Here is a 19372-nt window from a genome sequence, read left to right as displayed (position 1 = left end):
GTTGCCGGATGGGTGCGAATGCCGAATTTTCCGGACGGAGCGTGTGGACGGTCGAGTGGCAGCGACTGTCCCGTCCCGGCGCGGGCGGCGCGGCGACGGGCGCGACGAGCGGGCGCCCGGACGCCGCGCCCGGTTGCGCCCACGCCGTACCCGCTGCCGCCCGCGCTAGCGCAGCGGCAGGAGCGCGACGACCCGCGTGGGCGTGGGCGACCCGCCGACGGGTTCGTTCGAGAGCCCGAACGTCGACGCGCCGTCGATCGGGCCGACGACGCTGGTGGCAGTCGTCGCGTCGGCGGCGAGCAACCCGACGGACCGAGGTTCGTCGTCACCACGGATGAGCCACAGCTGATAGGCCCGGCCCGCACCGGGCGCCGGCAGATCGCGCAGCACCGCGACGCCGCGGTCGCGTTCCTGGGACACCACCAGCACCGTGCGGCCGCCGCCCTCGACCGCGATCTGGTGGACCCGGGCGTCACGTGCGGTGAGGACCTCGGCGACCCGGCGGGCGTTCTCGTCGACGACCTGACGCTGTTCGGTCCCGTTGTCGGCGACGGTCCAGGTCACCGCGCTCGCGCCGGCGGCCGCGACGATGGCGGCGGCGACGGTGGTCAGCCAGCGCGGCCAGCGCCGGCCGGACGGTGACGGGCGGTCGGGTTCCGAGACGACGCGTTCCTGCGGGGTACGTCGGGCGGCGGCCAGCGTACGGTCGCGCAGGGCGACCGGTACGGGCTCGGCGGTCGTGTCGTCGGCGAGGCGGGCGGCGGTCTCCCGCAGCTCGGCCACCTCCTGACGGCAGGTGCCGCAGCCGGCGAGGTGCCGTTCGAACGCCGCCCGTTCGAGGTCGTCGACCGCATCGAGGGCGTACGCGCCGGCGAGGGTGTGGATGTCGGCGCTCATGCCCGCTCCCCCACCTGAACGCCGAGGCAGTCGCGCAGCCGGATCAGCCCGTCGCGCAGCCGCGTCTTGATCGTCGGTAGCGGCGCGGCCAACCGCTCCGCCACCTCCCGATAGGTGTACCCGCCGTAGTAGGCGAGGGTCACCGCCTCCCGTTGCAGCGGGGTCAGCCCGTCCAGGCAGCGGCGGACCTGTTCCCGGTCCAGCCGGGCCGCCACCCCCTCCGCCACCTCGTCGTAGGGCACGCTGCCGTCGCGCGCGGCGGCCCGCTGCGTCCGCTCGGTACGCGCCTGCTCCGACCGGACCCGGTCCACCGCCCGGCGGTGCGCCATCGTCAGGACCCAGGCGGTCGCGGTGCCGCGCGTCGGGTCGAACCGGGCGGCCGTCCGCCACACCTCCACGAGGACCTCCTGGGTCACTTCCTCGGCCATGCCGGGATCGCGCAACACCCGCCGGGCCAGGCCGAGCACCTTGCCGACCACCGCGTCATAGAGGGCGGCGAAGGCGGCGTCGTCACCCCGGGCCACCCGGCCGAGCAGGTCGTCGACGTCCAACGGTCGGGCGCCGACGACGACCGGATCCCACCGGCGGGCCCGCCCGCCGTCAGCATCTCCCACTGCGCCCCTCCATGATCCTGAGCCCTGGCAGGGATTCGGAGCGGCGCCGCGACCGGATGGGTGGGCCGGCAACCTTTCCCCGTGCCGAGGCACCCGACGCGGTGTGCGCCCGCCCGGTGGGCCGCTGAAATGACGCGCAAAGTACCGCTGAGGTTACGAGCTTGTTTCCGAGATGACGGTTGGGTTACGAGCGCTTCTCGATGATGGATGCCGATCCTACGTTTTCGGCCACCGTCACCAGTCGGGGCGGCACCGAACGTGGAGGGCAACACGTGCCAATACCGAATGCGCAACGCCCCGGACGGACCAGGCGCGGGGTCAGCATGCTGGCCGCCGCGACCCTGGTCGCGGCCGGCCTGACCAGCCTGGGCGGGGGCACCGCCGTCGCCGCCGCGCCGGTCGGAAGCGGGCCGACCGCCCGCTACCTCGTCCAGCTCGACGACGAGCCGTTGGCCACCTACGCCGGCGGCGTCGCCGGGATCGCGGCGACCAGGCCGACCCGCGGCGCCAAGCTGAACCGCAACTCGGGCACCGCCCAGGCGTACCGGGAGCACCTGCGCCAGCAGCGCACCGACGTCCTGAAGTCCGTGGGCGTTCCGGCCGGTCAACCCCGGGTCACCCTGGAGACCGCGTTCAACGGCTTCGCGGTGGACCTGACCGGCCCGCAGGCGGCCCGGCTGCGGGCCACCCGGGGCGTGCGAGCGGTGTACGAGAACCGCACCGTGCACGCCACCACCTCGCACACCCCGGACTTCCTCGGCCTGACCGGCCCCCGCGGAGCCTGGCGGCAGCAGTTCGGCGACGTCGCCCACGCGGGCGAGGGCATGATCGTCGGGGTCATCGACAGCGGCTTCTGGCCGGAGAGCGCGAGTTTCGCCCCACTGCCCAGCCCGCGGCCGGACCAGGCGATCATCGACGCCAAGTGGAAGGGCACCTGCGACGTCGGCACCGAGGCGCCGATCACCTGCAACAACAAGGTGATCGGGGCACGCTGGTACAACGACAGCGGGATCGCCGAGGCGTTCCCCGACGAGTTCTCGTCCCCCCGCGACCGCAACGGCCACGGCACCCACACCGCCAGCACCGCCGCGGGCAACCACGGCGTACCGGCGAAGTCGGGCACGCAGGACCTCGGCACGATCTCCGGCATGGCGCCGGCCGCCCGGCTCGCGGTCTACAAGGCGCTCTACGACACCGGCGCCGGCTCGGCGAGCGGGTCGGAGATCGACATCGTGCACGCCATCGACGACGCGGTCGCCGACGGTGTCGACGTGATCAACTACTCGATCGGCGACGACAGCGAGCGGTTCGGCGCGATCGACGCGACGTTCTTCAACGCCGCGGCCGCCGGGGTCTTCGTCGCCGCCGCCGCCGGCAACGCCGGCCCGACGGCCAGCACCGTCGACAACTCGACCCCGTGGGTGACCACGGTGGCCGCGAGCACCACCGACCGGCAGCACACCCGGACGCTGACGCTCGGCAACGGCACCACCATCACCGGGTCGGGCATGGGTGCCAGCGGCGTCGGACCGGCGCGGCTGGTCTTCGCCAGGGAGAACGGCCCCAACCCGAGCGACACCTACGCTGCCGAACTCTGCGCCGACGACTCGCTGGACCCGGCCAAGGTCAAGGGCGCCATCGTGCTCTGTCTGCGCGGCGAGGTCCCGCGTACGGACAAGAGCGCCGAGGTGGCCCGGGCCGGCGGGGTCGGGATGGTGCTCTACAACGACTCGCTGAACTCGCTCAACGCCGACGTGCACACCGTGCCGACGGTGCACATCAACGAGGTCGACCTGGCCACGGTCGGCGCGTACGTCGCCACCGGCAACGCCACGGCGAGCATCTCGGCCGCCACGCTGGAGACGGTCGAGGCACCGGGGGTGGCTGCCTTCTCCTCGGCGGGTCCGTCCAACCTGAACGCCGGTGACCTGCTCAAGCCGGACATCAGCGCCCCTGGCCAGGACATCGCCGCGGCATACTCGCCGTCCGTCGGCGGTAACGACTTCGCCCTGGAATCGGGCACCTCGATGGCGGCGCCGCACATCGCCGGCATCGCCGCCCTGCTGCTGGCCAAGCACCCCGACTGGTCCCCGGCGACGGTGCGCTCGGCGCTGATGACCAGCGCGGTCGACACCACCGACGAGGGAAACCCGATCAAGATCGGCAGCTACGACGCCACCCCGCTCAACTACGGCGCCGGTCAGGTCCGCCCGGGCAGCGCGTTCGACCCGGGCCTGGTCTACGACTCCGGTCCGCAGGACTGGTTGCGCTACCTGTGCGGAGTCGCCGAGCGCGGCACCGAGTACAACGTGGAACTCGACGGCTGCGACCAGATCGGCGTGCTCGACACCGCCCAGTTGAACTACCCGTCCATCTCGCTGGGTCGGATGGTGGGCAAGCAGACGGTCAGCCGGACCGTCACCAACGTCAGCGACAGGACCAGCACCTACACCTCCTCGGTGCAGGCGCCGCCGGGTTACACCGTGAAGGTCACCCCGGCCAAGCTGACGATCCGCCCCGGCCAGACCGCCCGATTCTCGGTGCAGGTCACCAACGCCGGTGGCGCGTTCGACACCTGGGTCGACGGCGCGCTGACCTGGCGCGACCAGTTCCAGCACCGGGTGCGGACCCCGCTGGTCGTACGCAACGCCGGGCTGATCGTTCCCGACGCGATCACCGGCGCCGGCACCTCCGGCAGCGTCCGGATCGCCGCCGAGGTCGGCTACCGGGGCCGGTTGGTCTCCGGGCTCATCGGCCTGACGGCGGGCACCAGCAGCACCGTCGCCCTGCACGGCGACGGGCCCTCCTGGGACTGGAGTTCGTCGAACAACCTGCCGGTGCCGCTGCCCGCGTCGATCCACAAGAGCACCGTGCACGTGCCGGCGGGCACCCGGACACCGCAGGTGCGGGTGACCTCACGGCTGCCCGTCTGCTCCCACATCGACTGGGAGGACGAGGAGGGGGTGATGGCGTGCACGGAGTTCAGCGTGAACGTCTACGACCCGGCCGGTAAGTTCGTGACCGCCACCGCCAGTGGCCGCGCCGGTGCCACCGTGACGCTGCCCGACGGCGCCGGGGACTACATCCTCGTCGTCGAGCAGGAGTTCGTCGAGAACCTGCCGGCGGGGCAGGACGGCGACACGTACACCATCACCACCTATCTGCCGGGCGCGCCGGGGTCCGCCAGCGGCAAGCTCACCATCGACCCGAAGCAACGCAGCGTGCAGGCGGGTGCGACGGCGAACCTGACGTTGCGCTGGTCCGGACTCACCCCGGGGCGCCGCTACATCGGTTACGTGGAGTTCGGCAACGGCACCGGTCCACTCAAGACCGTGCCGATCACCGTCCAGTCCTGACGGTGCCGCCGGGCCGGACCGTGTGACCCATGTCACCGGTGGTCCGCCGGCCGGCCGTCGGACGCCGCCGGGGTGATCTGCTCGCCCCACGGTGATCGACAGCGGCGAGGACAACGTGCGGGGCGGCGGGGTTCCATCCCCGATCCGCCCCGCACGCCTGCGCGGACCCGTCGAGTTCGTCGGGCGGACGGCGGAGCTGGCGCTGCTGCGCCGGCTCGTCGAGGCCCCTCCGTGCCTGGTGCTGCTGGAGGGCGAGCCCGGCATCGGCAAGAGCCGGCTGGTCGCCGAGTTGCTCACCGGTCTGCCCGGGCGCCACCTGGTCGGCGAGTGCGACGACGTGCCGGAGCCCTTCCCGCTCGGCGTGCTGCTGGACGCCGTCCGGGCCGGCGCGGATCATCTCGGCCCGCTCAACCCGGTGGCCGGCGCCCTCGCGCCGCTGCTGCCCGAGCTGACCGAGGTACTGCCCGCCGCGCCCGCGCCGCTGACCGACCCGGCGGCCGAACGACACCGGCTGCTGCGGGCCGTCGCCGCGGTGCTCGCCGCGCTGGCCCCCGCCGTGCTGGTGCTGGAGGACCTGCACTGGGCCGACCCGGCGACCTGCGACCTCCTCGCATACCTGGGCAGCCACCCGGTGGACGGCCTGGCCGTGGTGCTGACCGCCCGTACCCCGGCGCCCGGTGGCAGCACGCCGATCCACGAGGCGCTGGCGCGTACCCCGCCGTGGGCGGTCACCCGCGTGCCGCTGGGCGCGCTGGCCGCCGAGGACGTCCGTCGGCTGGCCGCTCGGACGCTGCGGCTGGACGATCCGCCGCCGGAACTGACCGCCACCCTGCTCGAGCGGACGGCCGGGATCCCGTTCGTGGTGGAGGAGGTGCTGCGCACCCTCGCCGAGCGGGGTGGTGACCCGCTGGCCGACGAGAGCGTCCCGTTCGTGCTGCGTGACGTGCTGCTCTGGCGGCTGCGCCCGCTCGACGAGGCCAGCCGGGAGGTACTCGGCGCGGCGTCCGTGCTGGGCCTCGTCCCGGACCAGCGCATCCTCGCCGCCGCGCTCGGCCAGGACCGGGCCGCGGTCCGCGCGGCGCTGACCGCGGCCCACCGGGCGGGGCTGCTGCACGACACCGGGGAGGGGCTGCGCTTCCGGCACGACCTGGCCCGGCAGGTGGTCTACGACATGGTGCCCCGGGACACCCGGGAGTGGCTGCACCTGCGCGTCGCGCGGGTGCTGGAGCGGGAACTGCCCCGGCCGGTCGCCCAACTCGCGCACCATTACCGGCTGGCCGGCAGCGGCGCCGACTTCGTCCGCAACGCCGAGGCCGCCGCCGACCTGGCCACCGAACGCGGGGACGACGCGACCGCGGCCGGCTTCCTGCTCCAGACCATGGCCGTCGCCGAGCTGCCCCGACCGGTACGGGCGCGGCTCGCCGGCAAGCTGGGCCGGTCGGCCATCGACGGGCTCAGCCAGGCCGAGGCGATCCCGGTGCTGGAGCGGCTGCTCGCCGACCGGCGGCTGCCGCCCGGTGCCCGGGGCGAGCTGGGTCTGGTGCTCGGGCGGATGCTGCGCCAGCAGGGTGAGGCGCTGCGCGGGTACGCCGAGATCGAGCGCGCGGTGCCGTTCCTGCGGGCGCCCCGGCGCCGGGCCCCGGCCCTCGCGGTACTGGCCGCGCCGGACACGGTGGTCGGCCGGCACGTCGACGACCACCTCGCCCGGTGCGCGGAGGCGGAAGCCGCCGCGGCCACCAGTGGGGATCCGGCGGCGCACCTCGCGGTCCGGATCGCCCGTGCGTCGCTGCTGCTGGAGCTGGGCGATCCGGCGGCCTGGGCGGTCATCGCGGAGCTACGCGCCTCCGTGGAGCTGGCGGAGCGACCCCGGGAGCACGCGCGGGCCTGCCTGAACTGGGCGCAGGGCGCGCTGCACGCCGGGCACCTGGAGCAGTCCGCCGCGCTCCTGGCCGCCGGACGGGAGCTGGTCGAGGAGACCGGCTACGAACGGCTCGCCGCCCTGGTGGAGGCGACCGAGCTGTCGCTCGACCGGGCCGCCGGGCGGCTGGACGGGCTGGCGGAGCGCCTCGCCCGGCTGGTCGCCGCCGCCGGGCGGATGCCGGTCACCCTGCTCGACGCCCGGGCCGAGCTGGCCACCGTACTGGCGCGCACGGCCACCGGCGGCGACGTGGCGCGGGCCGAGCAGGCGCTGCGAGAGGTGGTCGCCGACGCGTGGCGGGTAGGTGCGATCTGGCCGCTGGTGCAGGCGCTCTCGGCGCTGGCCCGGCTGACCCTCACCCGCCGCCCGGAAGAGGCCGTTCAGCACGCTACCGACGCGTTGTCGCTGGTGCGGGGCAAGGGAATCTGGGCGTGGGCCGCCGAGGCCGTCCTGGTGCTGGCCGAGGCAGCCGTGGCGGCGGGAGAACCGGAGCGGGCCGCCCCGGCGGTGGCCGACCTGGCCGCCGGCATCCAGGGTCGGGACGCGCCGGTGGCGCTGGTCGCGCTGAGCCGGTGCCGGGAACTTCTTCCCGCCGTGCGGGCCATCGACGACGTACAGGGTGTTTCCGGAATGTGACGGAGAGTACGCGGCCGAGGGCCCTCCGGAGGCTCTCCGCACGTGGCGCGGGCAGCAGCCCGGAGTAGCCTCTATTTCCTGGTTGTTACTGAAATGTTGGCCCCCGCGCTTGCACAAGATCCTCCGGCTGAATAGGTTGCCGTCGGCAACAAAAGCAGGTGCGGGCTAGACCCCTTCGGAGAGATCATGACATTGGCGAGGTGGTGACCGATGAGCGAGGCTCCTGTCCTCTTGGAGATGCGCTCCATCACCAAGGAGTTCCCCGGGGTGCGGGCCCTCTCCGACGTGAACCTTGCGGTACGCGCCGGTGAGATCCACGCCATATGCGGCGAGAACGGCGCGGGCAAGTCCACGCTGATGAAGGTCCTCAGCGGGGTGTATCCCTACGGCAGCTACGACGGCACGATCGTCTATCGAGGGGCGGAAAGTCGCTTCTCGGACATCCGGAGCAGCGAGCACGCGGGCATCGTGATCATCCACCAGGAGCTCGCGCTGATCCCGCACATGTCGATCACCGAGAACATCTTCCTCGGCAACGAGCCGCGCAAGCGGGGTGCGATCGACTGGAAGGCCGCCAACCGGATGGCGCTGGACCTGATGGCCCGGGTCGGCCTCGAAGAGGACCCGGACACCCTGATCAAGGACATCGGGGTCGGCAAGCAGCAGCTGGTGGAGATCGCCAAGGCGTTCGCCAAGGACGTCAAGCTGCTCATCCTGGACGAGCCGACCGCGGCCCTGAACGAGGAGGACTCGCGGCACCTGCTCGACCTGCTGCGGGGCTTCCGCGAGCGCGGCATCACCTCGATCATCATCTCCCACAAGCTGAACGAGATCGAGGCGATCGCCGACCGGATCACCATCCTCCGCGACGGCCAGACCGTCGAGACGCTGGACGTCAAGGCCGACGGCGTCGACGAGGACCGGATCGTGCGGGGCATGGTCGGTCGGGAGCTGCACAGCCGGTTCCCGGACCACACGCCCAAGATCGGCGAGGTCTTCTTCGAGGTCCGCGACTGGACCGTCCGGCACCCCATCTCCGCCGAGCGGCTGGTCGCCAAGAACTCGAACTTCGTCGTACGTCGCGGCGAGATCGTCGGCTTCGCCGGCCTCATGGGCGCCGGCCGTACCGAGCTGGCCATGAGCGTCTTCGGCCGCTCCTACGGGGTGTACGAGTCCGGGACGATCATCAAGGACGGCAAGGAGATCGTCCTGAAGTCCGTCGCGGACGCGATCGCCAACGGGCTCGCGTACGTCAGCGAAGACCGCAAGGCGATCGGCCTGAACCTGCTCGACGACATCAAGATGTCGACGGTGGCGGCCAAGCTGTCGAAGATCACGCATCACGGTGTGCTCAGCGAGGTCGACGAGTACCGGGCGGCCGAGGCGTACCGCCGGGACCTGCGGATCAAGGCCCCGACGGTCGACGAGGGCGTCGACAAGCTCTCCGGTGGCAACCAGCAGAAGGTCGTGCTGGCGAAGTGGATGTTCACCGACCCGGACCTGCTGATCCTCGACGAGCCGACCCGCGGCATCGACGTGGGCGCCAAATACGAGATCTATGGCATCATTCAGCGGCTCGCCGACCAGGGGAAGGGCGTCGTCGTCATCTCCTCGGAGCTGCCTGAGCTGATCGGGATCTGCGACCGCATCTACACGGTGTCCGAAGGCGCCATCACCGGCGAAGTCGCCCGCCAGGACGCGAACCCGGAAACCCTCCTCAAGCTGATGACCTCGACTAAGAAGATGCAGACACGATGAGCCGACTGAAGGAACTCCAGAAGAACCTCTTCGGAGGCACCACCTCCAACGCCCGCCAGTTTGGGATGATCTTCACGCTGGTCGCGATCGTCGTCCTGTTCCAGATCTGGACGGACGGGCTGACCCTGCGGTCGGACAACCTGATCGCGCTCTTCCAGCAGAACTCGTACATCCTCATCCTGGCCATCGGCATGCTGATGGTGATCGTCGCCGGGCACATCGACCTCTCGGTCGGCTCGATCGCCGCCTTCACCGGCATCCTGGTCGCCAAGGCGATGGCCGAGTGGAACCTGCCCTGGCCCGTGGCGATCCTCTTCGGCCTCGCCATCGGCGCGATCATCGGCGCCTGGCAGGGGTTCTGGGTGGCCTACATCGGGGTGCCGGCGTTCATCGTCACCCTGGCCGGCATGCTGCTCTTCCGCGGCGGCAACCAGTTCATCGGTAACGCCAACACCATCCCGGTGCCCGAGGGCTTCCGGGTGATCGGCTCCGGGTTCCTGCCCGAGGTCGGGCCGAACACCGGCTACAACAACCTCACCCTGCTGCTCGGCCTCGCGGGCTGCGTCGCGGTGGTGTGGCGCGAGCTGTCGGCGCGCAAGACGCGCCGGGACATGAACGCCGATCCCGCGCCGATGTGGATCTCCATCCTGCGGATGGCGGTCATGGTCGGTGTGCTCGTCTTCGTCTCGCTCCGCTTCGCCAGCGGTCGCGTCGGCACGAGCTTCCCGGTCTCCGGCATCATCCTCGTGGCGCTGGTGATCGCCTACTCCTTCTACACCCGCAACACCGCGGGCGGCCGGCACATCTACGCCGTCGGTGGCAACTTCCGGGCGGCCGAGCTGTCCGGCGTGAAGCTCAAGCGGGTCAACTTCTACGTCATGATGAACATGTCCGTGCTGGCGGCGCTGGCCGGCATGATCTTCGTGGCCCGTTCGGCGGCCTCCGGACCGCAGGACGGCAACGGCTGGGAACTCGACGCCATCGCCGCGGTCTTCATCGGCGGCGCGGCCGTCTCCGGCGGCATCGGCACCATCAGCGGCTCGATCGTCGGCGGTCTGGTCATGGCCGTGCTCAACAACGGTCTGCAGCTGATGGGCGTCGGCACCGACCGGGTCCAGATCATCAAGGGCCTGGTCCTGCTGCTGGCGGTCGCCCTCGACGTCTACAACAAGCGGCAGGGACGCTTCTCGATCATCGGAAGCCTCACCCGCTCGTTCCGCCGCGACACCCCCGCGGCACCACCACCGACGTCCGACGCGGACCGCGAGCCCGCCAAGGCACCAGTGGCCGGCTGACGCCGACCACTTCCCTCACCACCAAGAAAGGCACCCAACCCTCATGCGCAACATCATCGGCAAGGCGGTGGCCGTCGGCGCCATCGCGGCGCTTGCCCTCACCGCCTGCGGCTCCGGCCGCGACGAGGGCACCAGCGGCTCGGGCTCCGAGGCCAAGGGCTTCCCGGCCAACTCCCTGATCGGTGTGGCCCTGCCGGCCAAGACCTCGGAGAACTGGGTCCTCGCGGGCGACCTCTTCACCAACGGTCTCAAGGAGGCCGGTTTCCAGGCTGACGTGCAGTACGCGGGCGCGTCGACCACGGTCGCCGACCAGCAGGCGCAGATCACCGCCATGGTCACCAAGGGCGCCAAGGTCATCGTCATCGGCGCGACCGACGCCGCGCAGCTGTCGACCCAGGTCGCCGCCGCCCACGCCGCCGGCGCGAAGGTCATCGCCTACGACCGGCTGATCGTCAACTCGCCGGACGTCGACTACTACGTCGCGTTCGACAACTTCAAGGTCGGCCAGCTCCAGGGCCAGGCCCTGCTGGACGGCATGAAGGCCAAGAAGCCGAACGGCCCGTACAACATCGAGCTGTTCTCCGGCTCGCCGGACGACAACAACGCCAAGGTCTTCTTCGACGGCGCGATGGACGTGCTGAAGCCGGAGATCGACAAGGGCAACGTGGTCGTCGCCTCGAAGCAGACCGACGTCAAGCAGACCGCCATCCAGGGCTGGAAGGCCGAGGGTGCGCAGGCCCGTATGGACCAGCTGCTGACCTCGACCTACGGCAACAAGGAGCTGGACGGCGTCCTCTCCCCGAACGACACCCTGGCCCGCGCGATCATCACCTCGATCAAGGGTGCCGGCAAGCCGGTCCCGGTGGTCAGCGGCCAGGACTCCGAGGTTGAGTCGGTCAAGTCGATCATGGCTGGCGAGCAGTACATGACGATCAACAAGGACACCCGGAACCTGGTCAAGCAGACCATCGAGATGGTCAAGGCTCTGCAGGCCGGCAACAAGGCCGAGGTGAACGACACCAAGTCCTACAACAACGGCGTCAAGGTCGTCGACACGTACCTGCTCCCGCCGGTCGCCGTCACCAAGGCGAACGCGGCCGAGGCGTACGCGAACGACCCGAAGCTCTCGCCGCTCACCAAGTAAGCACCGCAGTACGACGTCGGGTCCCGGAGCTCTCCGGGACCCTTCGTCGTACTCGGGCACGTGAACGACGTGGGCAACGGACGAGAGGCGGCTCGAAGGTGCGGCAACGTGTGCTGTCCGGGCTCCCCCGGGACGGTCGAGACCCGGGCTCACCGACCGCGCCGCCGCTCGGCGCCAGCCAGGAGGAGACCCGTCGGCAGAACCTGGGCGCCGTGCTGCGCCACGTCCACCTCCACGGGCCGACCACCCGGGCCGAGTTGACCAGCCGGCTCGGCCTCAACCGCAGCACCATCGGAGCGCTCGCCGGCGACCTCGCCGCCGTCGGCCTCGTGACCGAAGAGGCGGCACCCACCACGGGCCGACGCGCCGGCCGCCCCTCCCTCGTGGTGAGCCCCCGCTCCGGCCGGGTCTACGCCACGGCGTTGAGCATCGAGGTGGACCGGCTGCGCGCCGCCCGCATCGGTCTCGGCGGCCGCATCCTCGACCTGCGTGAGACCGACCGTCAGCCCGGCATGTCCGCCGTCGACGCCGTCGGCGCGCTGGCCGCCCTGGTCCGTGACATGGAACGCCTCGTCGAGGCGGACAGGGTCTGCGTGGGCGGTGCCGTCGCGGTGGCGGACTCCACCCGCTCCCCCGACGGACGGATCCGGATCGGCGGGCCCGACGACGCACTTCGCGCAGAGGTCGCGGACCGGTTCGCCGACGGTCCCGCCGTCGTGGTCGGCGACCTCGCCGACATCGCCGGTCTCGCGGAACACGCCCGGGGCGCGGCGGCCGGCAGTGACGATCTCGTCTATCTGCACGGTGGCCCCGGCGTCAGCGCCGGCATCATCGTCGGCGGCCGGCTGGTCGTCGGCCACCGAGGGCACAGCGGCAAGGTGGGCCACATGGTCGTCAACCCGGACGGGCTGCCGTGCTGGTGTGGCTCACGCGGCTGCTGGGAGACCGAGATCGGCGAGGCGGCGCTGCTGCGGTACGCCGGCCGGCACGCGGACGCGCCGGGCGCGGTCGCCGAGGTGCTGCGCGCGGCGGTCAGCGGTGAGCCCACGGCCAGCGCCGCGGTCGACCACGTCGCAGACTGGCTCGGCTTCGGTCTGGCCAACCTGATCAACGTGATCAACCCACACACCGTCGTGCTCGGCGGCTCCCTGCGTGCGCTCCACGCCGCCGGGGCGGGCACCGTACGCCGTCGCCTGGACGAACTGGCCCTGCCCACCTCGGCTCCGCGCCAGGTGCGGCTGCGACCGGCGGCGCTCGGCCGCGACGCCGCCCTGATCGGCGCCGCCGAACTCGCCTTCGACCAGTTACTGGCCGACCCGCTCAACGTCGGCGTACCCGGCTGACCGCCGCGGCCGCCCGACACCGGACGGCGCCGCTCACCACCACCAGCCGAGCCGAGGCGGGAACCGCAGGATCCGGTCGTCGCCGGCGGCCGGGGTGCCCCGACCATCGCGGTTGCTGGTCACGACCCAGAGCGATCCGTCCGGCGCGACCGCCACCGTCCGCAGCCGACCGTAGGTGCCGACGAGCTGCGCCGTGGGGGTGCCGGCACCGCCGGCGCCGTCGAGCGGCACCACCCACAGCCGGGTGCCGCGCAGAGCCGCGACGTACAGCGTCCCGCCCACGATCGCCGCGCCGCTGGGCGAGGACTCCGCGGGTCGCCACGTGACGATCGGGTCGCGGAAGCGCGGATCGCCGGCGACTCCCTCGACGACGGGCCAGCCGTAGTTGCCGCCGGGCACGATGCGGTTGACCTCGTCCCAGCTGCTCTGACCGAACTCGGTCGCGTAGAGCCGGCCCCGCCAGTCCCAGGCCAGGCCCTGCACGTTGCGGTGGCCGAGGCTGTAGACCAGCGACCCGGCGACCGGGTTGTTCGCCGGCACGCCGCCGTCGGGTCGCATGCGCAGAATCTTGCCGTTGCGACTGCGCGGATCCTGCGCCGTGGCGGCCTGCCCGGCGTCGCCGACGCCCGCGTAGAGCATCCCGTCGGGGCCGAACGCGATCCGACCGCCGTCGTGCACCGCGGCTCGGGCGAGCCCGGTGAGAATCGGCTGCTGCAGCCACGGCGCGCTGAGCCGGAAGCGGACGATCCGGTTGTCGACGCTGGACGTGAAGTACGCGTACACGTAACGGTCGAGGCGGTAGTTCGGCGAGACGGCCAGCCCGAGCAGCCCGGCCTCGCCGGTCGCGGCGACCCCGGCGATCTGCGCGACCGGCCGGGCTGCCGAACCGCGACGGACCTGCAGCACCCGCCCGCTGTTGCGCTCGCCGACGAGCGCGCTGCCGTCCGGCAGGAAGGCCAGTCCCCAGGGCGCTTCGAGTCCGGTGGCCAGGACCGTCGGTCGGGTGAAGTCGTACCCCCACCAGCCGTACGCGTCCGCACTCGCGGACCCGTGGGCGCTGGCCGAGGCGGGCAGCCCGGCGACGCTGACGCACACGGCGAGGACGATTCCAGCGACAACACCGCGTCTTCTCACGCCACACCCCTGGACCAACTCGACAGCCGCCGGTCGATACCGGCGCCGCCCGCCTCGCCGGGAGAGACGGGCACGCGACCAGCGTCCACGCCCCGCCGTCACGGCATCGTCACCGCGGCGGCCAGGGCATAGACGCTCCTGTGCCCGTGGCGGGGCGGGCGGTGCAGCTCCCCCGGCGCGGTCGGCGCCTAGCGTGGTGCGGTCGCCAGAATGGCTTCGAGGCCCCGTCGGAACAGTTCGTCGTCGCTCCACCGGGCGTCGTCGAGGTGGCCGGAGGCGTCGAGGGTCGGATAGGTGGTGGGGTCGGCCGCGATGTGTCGCCGGGCCGCCGCCCGGGCCTGCGGGTCCGCGGTCCGGTGCCAGGTGGCTTCGGTGACCGCCGCGCCGATGACGTAGTTGGCCAGCAGGCGGGTGGTCACCGCCAGCTCCAGGGCGGTGAAGCCACCGCGGACCAGTGCCGCCTGGAGGAACTCGGTGCGGGCGAGCACGTTGGGTCCGAGCATCGGGCGCCCGATCAGACCCGGCGCCCAGGGGTGCCGGAGCATCGCCGCGCGCCAGTCACGGATCAGGGTGCGTACGTCGTCCCGCCAGTCGTCGGTGACGGCCGGGAGGCGTACCGCGCCGAAGATCTGGTCGACGGCCAGGTCCAGGACGTCATCCTTCGTCCGTACGTGCCAGTAGAGCGCGGTCGAGGTGACGTCGAGCAGCTGGGCGAGGCGGCGCATGGTCAGACCGTCGGTGCCGTGCTGGTCGAGCAGCGTCACCGCCGCCTCGACGATGCGGTCCCGGCTCAGCGGCGGCGTACGACGCGGGCGGCCGGTCTCGGCGCGCAGCCACACGGACGTGCCCCCGCCGGGCTGCCCGGTCGGCTGGCTCTCCTCTGTCACCCCGTCACCCTAGTACACTGCTCAGTTAGGTTAACGGCGTTAAGTTAGCTGATCGGCGTACATGGCGCTGTCGACGTACCGGCGCTGTCATCACGGCACGGAGGGGGTCCCGCGCATGCCTCTGATCCGGATCCAGCTGGAGAGTGACCGGACCACCGCCCGCCGGGTCCTCGAGCTGCATCGCGCGGGAAGGATCCACCGCGAGTCCCGGGACGCCGCGCGAGCGGAGGCCTGGCGTCTCGGCCGGACGCCGGCGGGTGAGCCGGTCTTCGTCGGAGTCACCAACGGCGTGCCGGTTCGGCTGCTCTACGACGTGGAGGTCTACCGGGGCACCGTCCCCTGACGGCGGTGGCGGCAAGGCCAGCCCTCCGGTCAGGCGGTCGGCCTTGAGGGCGAGTTTCACCGACCCGTGACGGGCCCGGGCGATGGCGGCGGTCAGATCTGCGCGGGCCGGTAGCCGGGTGCGCTGTCCACAACGGGCCGGGGCCTACGACCTGGACGCCAGGTGGCGACGAGCGCGGCGGCGAGCAGGAGTTCGGCGATGTCGCCGCCGTAGTACATGATCTCCGCACCGCCCTGGACCTCGGCGACCGGAGCGTGGATGTCGACCCAGTACCCGCCGTACATCAGCTGTGAGATGACGGCGTGCCCCGCGATCGCGAAGCCGAGGTAGACCAGGCGGGTACGGACACCGGGCCGGGCGGGTGCGGGGTCGGGTCCGGCGATGACGTAGGCGAACAGGCAACCGCTGAGCAGGAAATGGGCATGCAGCAGCCAGTGCCCGGCCGGCTGGGTCGCGACGTGGTAGAGCGGGGTGAAGTAGAGCGGCACGAGGCTGCCGGTGGAGAGCAGCAGGGCGGTGGCCGGGTGCGCCAGTAGCCGGGCCGGGCGGCTGCGCAGCACGGCGGTCAGTGCTCGACCGCGGCGCGCGGGCAGGTTCCGCAGCAGCAGGGAGACCGGGGCGCCGAGCACCAGAGCGATCGGCGCGTACATGCCGATGAGCAGGTGCTGGGCCATGTGCGCACGGAAGTCGGTGTGGGCGAGCGGCGCGACGGGCGGCAGGAGCGCGACGGCCAGCAGCGCGAGCCCGGCCACGAAGCTGGCCGTCCGCCACCGGCTCCAGCCCAGGACCGGATTACGGCCGCGGGCCCGATAGGCCAGGTAGCCGTACAGCTGTGCGCAGAGGAGCAGGGCTACGACAGGAAGCAGCCACTCGGGGAGACTGCCACCTGCCCCGTGGTCGTGCCCGGTGTGCGTCCCATGGCCCATCAGGCGGGCCGATCAGCCTGCCGGGCGGCGGGATCGTAGGGCTTTCCGCTGCGCTGGAGCAGGTAGCCACCGATGAGCAGCAGCGCGCCCAGCACGAGGAAGCCGATGTCCCACCACAGCTGGTGGGGGCCGCCGTGCACGTGGTGGATGCCCAGGATGTGGTGGTCCAGCACGCCTTCGACGAGGTTGAACAGACCCCAGCCGGCCAGGATCCAGCCCCACAGCACCCGGGAGGTCCACACGCGGCGGCGGTTCTCGGTGACCCGGGCGTAGAGGACCGCCAGGCCGACGAGTACCGAGACCCAGCACACGGTGTGGAAGATGCCGTCCCACAGGGTGTTCATCTCCAGCCCGGAGACCGTCTTCGGGTTGTAGTACCGCACCCCGATGTTGTCGGTGTTCGTGCTGGTCAGCAGGTGGTGCCACTGAAGGAGCTGGTGCAGCAGGATGCCGTCGACGAAGCCGCCGAGTCCCACGCCCAGCACTATCCCCGGCAGTCGGAGGCTTGCCGGCGCCCCACCCACCCGGGCCTCGCCCACGGTGTTCGTCATCGTCGCGTCTCCATCGCTTCGCCGCCGCTCGGCAGTCTTTCGCCCGTTCCCGGTGAGAAGCTGACGAAACGTCGCCGTGCGGTCGCCGCGCCCGGTACCGACCCGCCCGGCACGTCCGCCCGGATGTGCGACCCGCCGGGGTGAGGTGTGAGCGAGCTACGCCGACGCCGCCCGGTCGACGAGAGCCTGCGCGACGTCGCGTAGCTTGCGGTTGGAATCCTGGGACACCTTCGCGAGGATGGCGAACGCCTGCTCGGCGCCGCACCGCCGCTCCCCCATGATGATGCCCTTGGCCTGTTCGATGACGGCCCGACTCTCCATGGCCAGCTGCATCTGCTGCGCGAGGGTGGCCGTGGCGTCGTACAGGTGGGCGTTGCTCACCGCCACCGCGGCGTAGCTGGCGAACGTCCTGGCCACGGTGATGGCGTCGTCGTCGAACGCGCCGGGTTCGCGGCCGTAGATGTTGAGCGCCCCGACCACGGCTTCCTGGATCGGCAGGCCGATGGAGAGCGAGCTACCGGCGACGGAGCGGGCGTGCTCGGCCCACCCCGGCCACCGCGTCTCGGCGGCCGTGTCCGGCACCGAAAGGACGTGCCCGGTCGTGGCGGCGTCCAGGCACGGGCCCTGGCTGTGCTCGTACTGCCACTCGTCCAGCTCACGGGCGACCTCGTTCGTGAAGGCGGCGGTGCGCGCATCGTGCCCCCGCAGGAGCGTCACCGACACCCCCTCGGCACCCGGGATGTTCTGCTCCGCCAATTCGGCGACCCGGCCGAGGACCCCGTCGAGGTCCAGAGCATCCAGTTTGATCTGACCCAACTCAGCCAACGCACCGGTCGGGTCGAGGGGTGGCTGCGCCACGAGGTCACGTCCTCGGCTAACGACACACTCACGGGTGATCAGGAGACGGCCCGGGGCGTCCTGGGTGGCGGCTCACGGTCGCGAGCCGCTGCACGAACCCACGAGACGGGATTCGGGACCGACGTCGACGCTCGACGCTGGCTCGCCGCAACCGGAACGGAGCGGCCACAGGTCTCCGAGCCTATACCCGCGCGCGCCCTGCCCGGCTGCGCCCGGCGGCCGGGCCGCGTCGCACCTGGCACAACCCCCGGCGCCGCCCTAAGCTGGTTCCCGGGTCAAGCCACGTGCCCACCTTCTCCTCGACCGAGAGGCCGGCACGTGAGCACCTCGCTGACGGCAGGCGAAGAAGCCTCCCCGCACCCCGACACGGTCATCGTTCGCGTGACCGGCGACCTCGACCTGGACACCTGCCCCTCGCTGCTGCTGAGTCTGCTGGCCGCCGTGGGCGAGCATCCCACCGTCTGTTGTGACCTCAGCGAGGTCACCTTCTGCTGCGCGGCCGGGGTGTCCGCACTGCTCACGGTCGCCCACGAGGCCGAAGGCTGCGGGCACCGCTTCGTCGTCCGCGGCGCCCACGGCGTGACCGCGCGCGTCCTGCGTGACACGGGCGTCGACGAGTTCCTACGCCTCGGTTCCCGCGGCCGCGGAGCACGAGGTGGCACGACGGCCGGTTGACCGGCGGGGCGAGGCGACGTTTCCGGTCCCTGCCCGTGAACTCGACAACCGACGCATGATCGGGGACGCCCACCCGTACGAACACAAACCGCGAGCCGGTCGCTGGTGCGGTGGGCGACGGAATCGTTCCAGTAGTGCGGCCTTCGACGCTCGTTGGCGGTTCGGAGGTGGATGTGACGGCGCACGGGCGTTAGCCACGGGCGGGCGGGGGAAGGCAACTGGTCCACGGGGGTTGGATGGAGACCCCGACACGCATCGGGAGGCTGACATGGCCGATCGCGAGCAGCTGCACGACCTGCGCCAGCGGGCTCACAACGCCGGCATCGAGGGCAACTCGAAGATGACCGAAGGCCAGCTGCGGGATGCCTTGAAGAGGGTCGGTAAGGGCAGCGATCCCCAGATGGCCAAGCGGCAGGCCAAGGGCTGAGCCAGTTGCACCGAGGACGCCGGCACTCGATTCGAGTGCCGGCGTCGGTGCTTTCGGGGACCACAGACACACCCGAGCCGAACAGCGATGGAAGGAGACTCGCCATGCCGAGTAGCAGCCTCTCGATGCTCGAGGCGTATCCGAAGTCGATCAACCTGGATCGGACGAAGCTGGCCGCGGCGATCGACGCGTTGAACTACTGCGCCCAGACCTGCACCGCCTGTGCGGACGCCTGTCTGAGCGAGGACGTGGTCACCGAGCTGACCAAGTGTGTCCGCACGGACCTGGACTGCGCCGACATCTGCACCACCACCGCCCGGGTGCTGTCGCGGCACACCGGATACGACGCCAACCTCACCCGGAGCCTGCTGGAGGCGTGCGCCACCGCCTGCAAGTCGTGCGGGGACGAGTGCGCCCGGCACGCGCAGATGCACGAGCACTGTCGGATCTGCGCGGACGCCTGTCGCGCCGGTGAGAGCGCCTGCCGGGACCTGCTGGCCACCATGAGCTGACGTGCGAACCGCCGCCGACGTTCCGCTGCACCGCCGCGGCGGATCCTGGTCGACTCTTCGCTCTCGTTCCGCCAGGCGGATCGTGGCCTCCGGCTGCC

The 19372-nt window shown here is 71.8% G+C and carries 17 protein-coding genes; 10 read left to right on the top strand and 7 right to left on the bottom strand.

Annotation, left to right across the window (positions count from 1 at the left end):
* Nucleotides 1-165: 165 nt before the first annotated feature.
* Both ACIP9D_RS22500 and sigK read right to left on the bottom strand, forming a co-directional pair.
* On the bottom strand, nt 166-897 hold the full coding sequence (locus ACIP9D_RS22500) for an anti-sigma factor (RefSeq protein ID WP_350874952.1): 732 nt from the start codon (nt 895-897) through the stop codon (nt 166-168).
* Nucleotides 894-1511, bottom strand: a complete 618-nt coding sequence (gene sigK / locus ACIP9D_RS22495; protein WP_400450715.1) for an ECF RNA polymerase sigma factor SigK — start codon at nt 1509-1511, stop codon at nt 894-896. The genes ACIP9D_RS22500 and sigK overlap by 4 nt, the downstream gene beginning before the upstream one ends.
* A gap of 323 nt (nt 1512-1834) precedes the next feature.
* Here sigK and ACIP9D_RS22490 point away from each other — a divergent pair, with 323 nt between their 5' ends.
* From ACIP9D_RS22490 to ACIP9D_RS22465, 6 genes are all read left to right on the top strand, one after another.
* Nucleotides 1835-4867, top strand: coding sequence for a S8 family peptidase (locus tag ACIP9D_RS22490; RefSeq protein WP_350874954.1), 3033 nt, complete (start codon nt 1835-1837; stop codon nt 4865-4867).
* A 91-nt stretch (nt 4868-4958) separates the two neighbouring features.
* Nucleotides 4959-7421: an AAA family ATPase gene (locus ACIP9D_RS22485; protein WP_350874956.1), complete on the top strand. Its 2463-nt coding sequence runs from the start codon at nt 4959-4961 to the stop codon at nt 7419-7421.
* Between the two features lie 210 nt (nt 7422-7631).
* Nucleotides 7632-9179 (top strand): multiple monosaccharide ABC transporter ATP-binding protein, encoded by a 1548-nt coding sequence (gene mmsA, locus ACIP9D_RS22480; protein ID WP_350874958.1) that lies wholly within the window; start codon nt 7632-7634, stop codon nt 9177-9179.
* Nucleotides 9176-10474, top strand: coding sequence for a multiple monosaccharide ABC transporter permease (mmsB, locus tag ACIP9D_RS22475; RefSeq protein WP_350874960.1), 1299 nt, complete (start codon nt 9176-9178; stop codon nt 10472-10474). The genes mmsA and mmsB overlap by 4 nt, the downstream gene beginning before the upstream one ends.
* A 43-nt stretch (nt 10475-10517) precedes the next feature.
* The gene (locus ACIP9D_RS22470) at nt 10518-11618 is read left to right on the top strand and encodes a sugar-binding protein (RefSeq protein WP_350874962.1); all 1101 of its coding nucleotides are present in this window, start codon (nt 10518-10520) and stop codon (nt 11616-11618) included.
* Nucleotides 11619-11728: 110 nt separating this feature from the next.
* On the top strand, nt 11729-12961 hold the full coding sequence (locus ACIP9D_RS22465; RefSeq protein ID WP_400450709.1) for an ROK family protein: 1233 nt from the start codon (nt 11729-11731) through the stop codon (nt 12959-12961).
* 33 nt (nt 12962-12994) lie between these two features.
* Here the strand turns inward: ACIP9D_RS22465 and ACIP9D_RS22460 are convergent, their stop codons facing one another.
* Both ACIP9D_RS22460 and ACIP9D_RS22455 read right to left on the bottom strand, forming a co-directional pair.
* On the bottom strand, nt 12995-14056 hold the full coding sequence (locus ACIP9D_RS22460; protein WP_350874964.1) for a PQQ-dependent sugar dehydrogenase: 1062 nt from the start codon (nt 14054-14056) through the stop codon (nt 12995-12997).
* A gap of 227 nt (nt 14057-14283) precedes the next feature.
* The gene (locus tag ACIP9D_RS22455) at nt 14284-14982 is read right to left on the bottom strand and encodes a TetR/AcrR family transcriptional regulator C-terminal domain-containing protein (protein WP_350874966.1); all 699 of its coding nucleotides are present in this window, start codon (nt 14980-14982) and stop codon (nt 14284-14286) included.
* A gap of 115 nt (nt 14983-15097) precedes the next feature.
* Between ACIP9D_RS22455 and ACIP9D_RS22450 the strand changes: the two genes are divergently transcribed.
* Nucleotides 15098-15325 carry a hypothetical protein gene (locus tag ACIP9D_RS22450; protein ID WP_350874968.1) on the top strand — a complete coding sequence of 76 codons (228 nt, stop codon included), beginning with the start codon at nt 15098-15100 and terminating at the stop codon, nt 15323-15325.
* 92 nt (nt 15326-15417) lie between these two features.
* On the opposite strand, the gene ACIP9D_RS22445 is transcribed toward ACIP9D_RS22450, so the two are convergent.
* The 3 genes from ACIP9D_RS22445 to ACIP9D_RS22435 all read right to left on the bottom strand — a co-directional run bounded on the left by ACIP9D_RS22445 (nt 15418) and on the right by ACIP9D_RS22435 (nt 17660).
* Nucleotides 15418-16251, bottom strand: a complete 834-nt coding sequence (locus tag ACIP9D_RS22445; RefSeq protein WP_350874970.1) for a cytochrome c oxidase assembly protein — start codon at nt 16249-16251, stop codon at nt 15418-15420.
* Nucleotides 16251-16802 (bottom strand): DUF2243 domain-containing protein, encoded by a 552-nt coding sequence (locus tag ACIP9D_RS22440; RefSeq protein WP_350874972.1) that lies wholly within the window; start codon nt 16800-16802, stop codon nt 16251-16253. The genes ACIP9D_RS22445 and ACIP9D_RS22440 overlap by 1 nt, the downstream gene beginning before the upstream one ends.
* A gap of 156 nt (nt 16803-16958) precedes the next feature.
* Nucleotides 16959-17660, bottom strand: coding sequence for a GAF and ANTAR domain-containing protein (locus ACIP9D_RS22435; RefSeq protein ID WP_350874974.1), 702 nt, complete (start codon nt 17658-17660; stop codon nt 16959-16961).
* Between the two features lie 318 nt (nt 17661-17978).
* Between ACIP9D_RS22435 and ACIP9D_RS22430 the strand changes: the two genes are divergently transcribed.
* The 3 genes from ACIP9D_RS22430 (at nt 17979) to ACIP9D_RS22420 (ending at nt 19274) form a co-directional block, all read left to right on the top strand.
* Nucleotides 17979-18335, top strand: coding sequence for an STAS domain-containing protein (locus tag ACIP9D_RS22430; RefSeq protein WP_350874976.1), 357 nt, complete (start codon nt 17979-17981; stop codon nt 18333-18335).
* 268 nt (nt 18336-18603) lie between these two features.
* Entirely contained in the window at nt 18604-18762 is a 159-nt protein-coding gene (locus ACIP9D_RS22425) for a hypothetical protein (protein ID WP_350874978.1), read from the top strand.
* Nucleotides 18763-18866: 104 nt separating this feature from the next.
* Nucleotides 18867-19274: a four-helix bundle copper-binding protein gene (locus ACIP9D_RS22420; RefSeq protein ID WP_350874980.1), complete on the top strand. Its 408-nt coding sequence runs from the start codon at nt 18867-18869 to the stop codon at nt 19272-19274.
* Nucleotides 19275-19372 lie beyond the last annotated feature (98 nt).

Origin of the sequence: Micromonospora sp. NPDC093243, assembly GCF_044753725.1 — a bacterium.
Taxonomy (GTDB): domain Bacteria; phylum Actinomycetota; class Actinomycetes; order Mycobacteriales; family Micromonosporaceae; genus Micromonospora.
Note: the sequence above shows the minus strand (reverse complement) of the source record. Positions and strands in the feature narration are given on the sequence as shown.

What these genes read in the sequence shown, in the direction of transcription:
- ACIP9D_RS22500 (WP_350874952.1), bottom strand. Translation starts at nt 897, where the DNA reads ATGAGCGCCGACATCCACACCCTCGCCGGCGCGTACGCCCTCGATGCG.
- ACIP9D_RS22490 (WP_350874954.1), top strand. Translation starts at nt 1,835, where the DNA reads ATGCTGGCCGCCGCGACCCTGGTCGCGGCCGGCCTGACCAGCCTGGGC.
- mmsA (WP_350874958.1), top strand. Translation starts at nt 7,632, where the DNA reads ATGAGCGAGGCTCCTGTCCTCTTGGAGATGCGCTCCATCACCAAGGAG.
- mmsB (WP_350874960.1), top strand. Translation starts at nt 9,176, where the DNA reads ATGAGCCGACTGAAGGAACTCCAGAAGAACCTCTTCGGAGGCACCACC.
- ACIP9D_RS22470 (WP_350874962.1), top strand. Translation starts at nt 10,518, where the DNA reads ATGCGCAACATCATCGGCAAGGCGGTGGCCGTCGGCGCCATCGCGGCG.
- ACIP9D_RS22450 (WP_350874968.1), top strand. Translation starts at nt 15,098, where the DNA reads ATGCCTCTGATCCGGATCCAGCTGGAGAGTGACCGGACCACCGCCCGC.
- ACIP9D_RS22445 (WP_350874970.1), bottom strand. Translation starts at nt 16,251, where the DNA reads ATGGGCCATGGGACGCACACCGGGCACGACCACGGGGCAGGTGGCAGT.
- ACIP9D_RS22440 (WP_350874972.1), bottom strand. Translation starts at nt 16,802, where the DNA reads ATGACGAACACCGTGGGCGAGGCCCGGGTGGGTGGGGCGCCGGCAAGC.
- ACIP9D_RS22425 (WP_350874978.1), top strand. Translation starts at nt 18,604, where the DNA reads ATGGCCGATCGCGAGCAGCTGCACGACCTGCGCCAGCGGGCTCACAAC.
- ACIP9D_RS22420 (WP_350874980.1), top strand. Translation starts at nt 18,867, where the DNA reads ATGCCGAGTAGCAGCCTCTCGATGCTCGAGGCGTATCCGAAGTCGATC.